Below are 6,807 nucleotides of genomic sequence, written 5' to 3'. Positions count from 1 at the left end.
GCCCTATGCCATGGCAGTGGGAGCGATGACCGTGCTGCCCTTCATCCTCTTCAAGCCAGTCTGTTGGTTCCTGACCGCCCCGGTCTGGTATGGCCTCGCGCGCGTGGCCACCAAGCTGAACCCGAATGGGCATCATGTCTTTGCTGTCATGATGCAAGTGACGCCGATGGCCATTTTGCGGAAGGGGCGGCGTCATGTTTCTTGAGAGAGAAGGGTTGAAGAGCAGGGCGCGAGCTTTTATCCCAGCCGATCCGAAGATTTATGCGCATCTGCCTTATGTCATCGAACTTGATGATGAGGTGGTACGCACCCGAGACAACGGGCTGATGATCTCGCTCGAAGTGACCGGAATCGACGGGATCACATCCGGTTCTTCGGCGGTCGCCGCCCTGAGGGCTGGATTCGCGCATCTTCTTGACACGCTGGACGAGCGTTTCAGCTTCTATCTGCACCGCATGATGCGCCCGGCCCAAACCCACCTGAAACCCATCCACGGCCAAAGCTTTGCTGCCGATATCGACCGGGCGTGGGGTGCCGAGTTGCAGCGCCGCAATCTGCAGGAATCCGTGCTGATCCTGACGGTCGTCCGGAGGCAGGTTGCCCCGCTGGCCGTGCCACTCTTTGGCAAGACGGCCGCAAAAGTTTGGGGCGAGGACACCGACCGGCGCTTGGAAGAGTTGCGCGAACTGGTCTCGATCCTCGAGACCGGACTTGGCGTCAAATCCCACCGGCTCAAGATCAGCGATGGCAGCCTGATTGGCTTTTACGCCTCGCTGCTGACCGGAGAACTGCGCAGCAAAACACGCAGCCCTTTTGGGATCATCGCCGAAGATGCCAGCGATGCCGCCATCCGTTTCGGCAAAGGCCAGTTCACGTTGGAGGAGGGGGCAGACACACCCCGCGTCGGTGCCGTCCTCTATGTCAAATCCTACGCCACCTCGACCTAGCCCGGCATGCTGGATGCACTTGGGGCAAGCCGCGACACCATCATCACCCACAGCTACACGCCGATTGAGCGTGGCAGCATTACTGAACGGGTCAAACGCCGCGTTGCTCAAATGCGGGCCTCCGAGGACATCGCGGCCACGATTGAGGCGCAACTCTTCGAGGCTGCCGACAAGTCTGAAAGTGGCGAGCTCGGGTTTGGTATCCACCAGATGACCATCACGGTCTTTGCTGGCGATCAGGCAGCCTTGGATACCGAAGTCGCCCGAATCCGCGGCATCGCGCACCAGAACGGCATGCGGCTGGTCCGTGAGGTCACTGCCCTCGAGGCTGCTTTCTTCGCCATGCACCCCGGCAACATGGACTACCGGGCGCGGGACATGACGGTCTCGTCCCTGAACTTCGCCGATATGGCGGCGCTGCATGCCGCCGACACCGGGACGGAATCTTCCCGCCTGCCGTGGCAAACGCCGCTGACGCTGTTCCAGACGCTGCAGGGCTCGCTGCACCGGTTCAGTTTCCACGAACCCGGCGACCCAAAAGCCGAGCCTACGAATGGCCACACCTTGGTGTTGGGCAAATCCGGCGGCGGCAAAACCACCACCGTCGCGTTCCTTGCGGCCCAAGCTCAAAGAGCAGGAGGCCGGACGATCATCTTTGATAAGGAAGCTGGCCTCAAAATGGCGGTCCGCGCCCTTGGCGGCCGCTACGCCGAAATACGCGCCGGGCGGCCAACCGGGTTGAATCCACTCGCCACGGAATCCGGTGAGCGTGGTGAGGCATGGTTTCTGGATTGGCTGGTTGCGCTGTTGGAACAGCGCAGCGGACCAATGACGCCGCTGCAGTCTGAAGCCCTGAAGTCTGCCATTTCCCAGAACGGCAAAGCCCGGGAAGGGTTGCGGAATTTCCGCGCGTTTCAGGAACTCTTCGGTGATGTCGGCGATGGCCTCGATCTCGCGCAGCGGATCAGCGAATGGGGGCCCGAGGGTCGTTATGGCTGGGTTTTCGGTGAGGCCGCCGAGCCGGTGGTGGATTTCACCAGCCATGATGTGACGGCCGTGGATCTGACAGAAATCCTCGACCTCGGGACCGAGCGCACCGCGATCCTCGGCTATCTCTTCCGCCGCATCGAGATGCTGATCGAGGAAAAGCGCCCGACGCTGATCCTGATCGACGAAGCCTGGAAGGTGCTCGACGACGAGTACTTCGCGAAGAAACTCGCCGAATGGCTGGTGACCGCGCGCAAGAAAAACGTCGTCGTGGTGATGATGACGCAGTTTCCAAGCCAGATCCGGGGCTCGAAAGCGCGGTCCATTCTGGAAGCGCTGCCAAACCAGCTTCTGTTCCCGAACGGCGAAGCCGCAAGTGCGGACTATGACGGGTTCCGACTGACCGATGGCGAGTTGGACTTCGTGCTGAGCCCAATCCCGGGCCAGCGGATGGTGCTGTCGCGCACGCCGCGCAGCTCGACCGTGCTGAATGTCGATCTCAAAGCCCTGGGGCCACTTTTGACAGCGCTCGGCGGTGGTCAGGCTGGGCTGAATGCCTTCGGCACTGACTACGCCGCGCGGCCCAAATTCTGGAAGGAATGATTGTCCAATGAAATCAATATATTACATAACCTTTATTATCGGTTATTTAGATTGACTTAAACTATGTTCGATACTGTTAAAGAATTATCGGCATTGCTTAAATAGTGAGATTTTGCGACAAACCACATTATGATCGATGAAATCCCAAATACCCGCCTCGGGCGTTATGTTGAAACCGCTGTTGGCGGAGAGATCGTCCGCGCGTTCGTACCACCGGCCCTTCCACCTTACCCAGCCATCAACATCCTGCCGCTGCTGACAAAACTCAGCGCCGCCGAACGCGCCTTGGGGCGGCTTGACGGGATCACTATGCTGCTGCCCCGTCATGACCTCTTCCTTTACATGTATGTGCGCAAAGAGGCCGTTCTTTCCTCACAGATCGAAGGCACTCAATCGACACTGACCGACCTCTTGCGGTTCGAGGCGGCCGCCGAGGCAGGCCAGCCCTTCGACGATGTTCGGGAAGTCTCAAACTACGTCGACGCGATGATGTATGGGCTCGGTCGCCTAGACGAGCTTCCGCTTTCCCTGCGCCTAATACGTGAAATGCACGCGCGACTGATGGAAGGCAATCGTGGCGGTGATAAAAACCCCGGAGAGTTTCGGCGCAGCCAGAACTGGATCGGTGGTACCAGGCCTGGCAATGCCATGTTCGTTCCAGCCCCGCCAAATGAACTTGGCCCTTGTTTATCCGAACTTGAAGCATTCATCCACGAAGAAGCGTCCGGGTTACCACCCCTGATTAAGGCAGGGTTGCTGCACGTCCAGTTTGAAACCATCCACCCGTTTCTGGATGGCAATGGCCGTATCGGCCGTCTGCTGATCACGCTATACCTTTGCACAAAGGGATCGCTGCAGGCCCCCCTTTTGTACCTAAGCCTCTATTTGAAATCGCACCGATCAGTCTATTATGCGCTTTTACAATCCGTGCGTGAAACTGGTGCTTGGGAAGATTGGCTTGCGTTTTTTTTGGAAGGTGTGGCCGAGACGGCCAACCAAGCTTTTGACGCGGCGACCCGGACTGTTGAGTTGTTCAAGGCTGATAGAGACCGTATCACCGCAGACAGTGATCGTGCGGGGTCTTCGTTGCGGGTGCATGACTGGCTTCAGTCGAATCCTTTTGTGACATCGAACATATTGGTTGAACAGATCGGTCTTTCAGCACCGACCGTAAACGCTGCTCTCGCTGACCTTGAGCGACTGGGTATTGTGACCGAAATCACGGGCAAACGTCGCAACCGCGTCTTTAGCTATAAGAGCTATTTGGATATTCTAAGCGAGGGTACAGCGCCGCTGTAATCATGTCTATTTTGTACATTGGCGCAATGCATTTCCCTCGCCGCGTTAGCAGTCCCCCTAAGACGGACGCCAGTAGCCCCTAACCTGAGTTTGAAATGGCATCAAAAACAACTCTGAACGCAAAAAATCTAGAGACGTTGGGCGCCGCACGTCTGGCCGACCTATTAATTGAGATCAGCACGGGTTCCGCAGTGGCCAAACGGCGGCTGCGGTTGGAACTGGCGGGTGCGCAAAGCCCAAAAGAAGCGGGGCGCGAGGTGGCCAAGCGTCTGACCAGCATTGCGCGGGCGCGCAGCTTTGTGAACTGGCAAAACCGCAAGCCACTTGTGACTGATTTACAAACCCAGCTCCGGGCGATCAAGGAGCAGATTGCGCCAGCAGACCCAGCTGAGGCACTGGCACTGGCCTGGCGCTTCATGCAAGTGGCAACACCTTTGTTCGAGCGCTGCGATGACAGCAGCGGCATCGTTATCGGGGTGTTTCATGACGCCTGCGCTTTGCTGGGCGAGATTGCATTCGCCGCCGCGCCGCCGCCTGAAAGGCTGGCCGATGCGGCAGTTGAGGCTCTGGGTGACAATGTCTACGGCCAGTATGACGGCTTGATCGCCATCCTGACGCCCGCGCTTGGAAATGCGGGGCTGGCGCATCTCAAGCAGCGGATAGAAGCGCTTGCCGCGGCACCGGTTCCCATTCCGCCCCAAGGAGAATGGGAGGCCGTGGGCTATGTTAGCGGCGGTGCCACTTATGCTCATGAGATGGCAGAGCGTTCGCGGCAGAGCATGGTGGCGATGGCGCTGAAAGACATTGCCGATGCAATGGGTGACGTTGATGCCTTCATCGCCCAGTACGACCCCAAGACGCGAAAAGTCCCCGGGATCGCTGCCAAAATTGCCGTGCGTCTGCTGGCTGCTGGCCGGGCAGCGGATGCGCTCGGCTTCATCGAACGGGCCGATACCAAAGACAGTTGGCTGCCCCGGGAGTGGCTTGATACCCGCCTCGACGTGCTGGAGGCACTTGATCGCAAGGACGAGGCGCAGGCCTTTCGCTGGAGATGTTTTGAGAGCACACTTTTGTCGGACTATCTGCGCGATTTTCTGAAGCGGCTTCCCGATTTCGAAGATATCGAGGCCGAGGACCGGGCCATGGATCACGCGGCAGCCAATCCAAGCTTGATGTCCGCGCTTGGTTTCTTCCTTGAGTGGCCGTCGCTGGAACGCGCAGCACGGCTGTTGATTAGCAGCCCTGAAGAGATCAACGGCGATCGCTATGAACTTTTGGTGCCCGCTGCTGAGGCCTTGTCGGAGCGATTTCCACTGGCAGCTACACTTGCGTTAAGGGCCATGATCGACTTCACCCTGTCGCGCGCGAGATCAAAGCGCTACGGCTATGCTGCCCAGCATCTGAGTGAATGCGAGGGGTTGGACAGTCGGATTGAGGATTACGGAACGTTTGAGTCTCACGCCGCCTATGTCGCGCGCCTAAAGGGGGACCATGGCCGCAAAACGGGCTTCTGGGGGCACATCACCTGACAACAGCCTGCGATATCTTTCCCGACATTTATCCAGACATCGACCGCTTGGCGCAAACGCTGTCGATACTTGACTACGTGGCCGCTGGGGGGGGGGTGCGCGCGTGATTTGCACGCTACCAGAACATCGGCCTTTTCCTCTTGGCAGCCTCATCATGAGCAATGTCATCGCGAAATTAGTTGTGCCCCATATTTTTGTAGGGCTTTGAAAAGGCTAATGTTCGGGCATGACTATGCCACGAGCACCGCGAACCGCTGGAATGCGGCTATTTCGTTGGCCGCGAATTTTTTCTCTCGGATCACGTGAGCGACCTCGATCTCTGCGATGGTTGCAGCGGCGGAGTGGAAAGCCCTAAAGCCCATCATTCGCTGCCAGGCAGCACAGTTTGCCTGCAAACTGCGAGAGGGGGAGCGGTGATCCGTTTGATGAAGCGATGGTCTTGCTCCAGGATGTTGGTGAGATACTTAACCTGCCGGACCGTGACGATGCGCCCCGCTCCAGTGAATTTCAAGATCACATTCACGGCCATTAGATCAGCCAGGTTGGCGCCAGCCCGGCGAATAGCAACCTTGGCCCGCACAGCTCCGCTTTGAGATCATCCGTGGCTTGATGCGGCGGCCCAGGGACGGCTTCACAGGGCTTCGGTGTCTAATGCAGGATCATCCGTTTATGTCTGGTAACCTCTGCTCAAAACATGCCCGTCTTATGCGCTGTCTACTCAGCTTCCTGTTGATTGTCATTGAGAACTGACCCGGCACCAGCAGAAATTGTCATTGAGAATTGACCCATGTGTAACCTTGCCCCGGCTTGAATCAGCTGGGGGCGCATGGAGTGATAGACATGGGATTTTTGAGGGTAATTCGGAAATGGGCACTGCGGGATAAGATGCCTATTCGCGAGATCGCGCGGCGGACGGGCGTATCTCGCAACACGATCAAGAAGTATCTGCGGGAGGGGATTGTTGAACCTGCATTTCAGGTGCCAGATCGCCCCAGCAAGCTGGACCCTTATGCTAAGCATCTTACTGCGTGGCTGACGACTGATCAGCGCAAATCACGCAAGGAACGCCGAACGGCGAAGCTGATGCATGCCGAGCTTGTAAAGCTTGGATATGACGGTTCCTACGAACGTGTTGCGGCCTTTGTGCGGGAATGGAAGGGTGACCGGCAGCGTGCGCATCACACGACAGATCGTGGGACTTTCGTGCCGCTGGTGTTCGCGCCGGGCGAGGCTTTCCAGTTCGATTGGAGGGAGGACTGGGCCTATGTCGGCGGCGAGCGTATCAAGCTGCAGGTCGCGCATATCAAGCTGTCGCACAGCCGGGCATTTTTGGTGCGGGCCTATCTGTTGCAAACGCATGAGATGCTGTTTGATGCCCACTGGCATGCATTCCGCGTCTTCGAAGGCGTCCCCGGGCGTGGCATCTATGATAACATGAAGAC

At 58.0% G+C, this 6,807-nt stretch carries 6 protein-coding genes and 1 pseudogene; 6 read left to right on the top strand and 1 reads right to left on the bottom strand.

Annotation, left to right across the window (positions count from 1 at the left end):
- From AKU79_RS01430 to AKU79_RS01410, 5 genes are all read left to right on the top strand, one after another.
- The coding region (locus AKU79_RS01430; RefSeq protein ID WP_231580074.1) for a hypothetical protein at positions 1–205 on the top strand (205 nt) is incomplete at its 5' end.
- Positions 195–947, top strand: coding sequence for a hypothetical protein (locus tag AKU79_RS01425; RefSeq protein ID WP_050521810.1), 753 nt, complete (start codon positions 195–197; stop codon positions 945–947). The genes AKU79_RS01430 and AKU79_RS01425, both read left to right, overlap by 11 nt.
- Before the next feature lie 6 nt (positions 948–953).
- Complete coding sequence (locus tag AKU79_RS01420; RefSeq protein ID WP_050521809.1) at positions 954–2,537, top strand: VirB4 family type IV secretion system protein; 1,584 nt, start codon at positions 954–956, stop codon at positions 2,535–2,537.
- Between the two features lie 129 nt (positions 2,538–2,666).
- A complete protein-coding gene (locus AKU79_RS01415) occupies positions 2,667–3,836 on the top strand; it encodes a Fic family protein (RefSeq protein ID WP_050521808.1) in 1,170 nt (389 codons plus the stop codon).
- 95 nt (positions 3,837–3,931) lie between these two features.
- A complete protein-coding gene (locus AKU79_RS01410; protein WP_050521807.1) occupies positions 3,932–5,365 on the top strand; it encodes a DUF6880 family protein in 1,434 nt (477 codons plus the stop codon).
- 230 nt (positions 5,366–5,595) lie between these two features.
- Here the strand turns inward: AKU79_RS01410 and AKU79_RS19625 are convergent.
- Positions 5,596–5,957: pseudogene (locus tag AKU79_RS19625) on the bottom strand (hypothetical protein); the annotation flags it as partial.
- A 248-nt stretch (positions 5,958–6,205) separates the two neighbouring features.
- Here AKU79_RS19625 and istA point away from each other — a divergent pair.
- Positions 6,206–6,807: IS21 family transposase (gene istA / locus AKU79_RS01395; protein WP_156209382.1), on the top strand; the 602-nt coding region annotated here is incomplete at its 3' end.

The organism is Pseudorhodobacter wandonensis (genome assembly GCF_001202035.1).
GTDB classification, from domain to species: Bacteria; Pseudomonadota; Alphaproteobacteria; order Rhodobacterales; family Rhodobacteraceae; genus Pseudorhodobacter; species Pseudorhodobacter wandonensis.
This window is presented reverse-complemented; position numbering and strand designations above follow the sequence as displayed.

Excerpts from the sequence above, each read along its gene's own strand:
- AKU79_RS01425 (WP_050521810.1), top strand. The coding sequence starts at position 195 with ATGTTTCTTGAGAGAGAAGGGTTGAAGAGCAGGGCGCGAGCTTTTATC.
- AKU79_RS01420 (WP_050521809.1), top strand. The coding sequence starts at position 954 with ATGCTGGATGCACTTGGGGCAAGCCGCGACACCATCATCACCCACAGC.
- AKU79_RS01415 (WP_050521808.1), top strand. The coding sequence starts at position 2,667 with ATGATCGATGAAATCCCAAATACCCGCCTCGGGCGTTATGTTGAAACC.
- AKU79_RS01410 (WP_050521807.1), top strand. The coding sequence starts at position 3,932 with ATGGCATCAAAAACAACTCTGAACGCAAAAAATCTAGAGACGTTGGGC.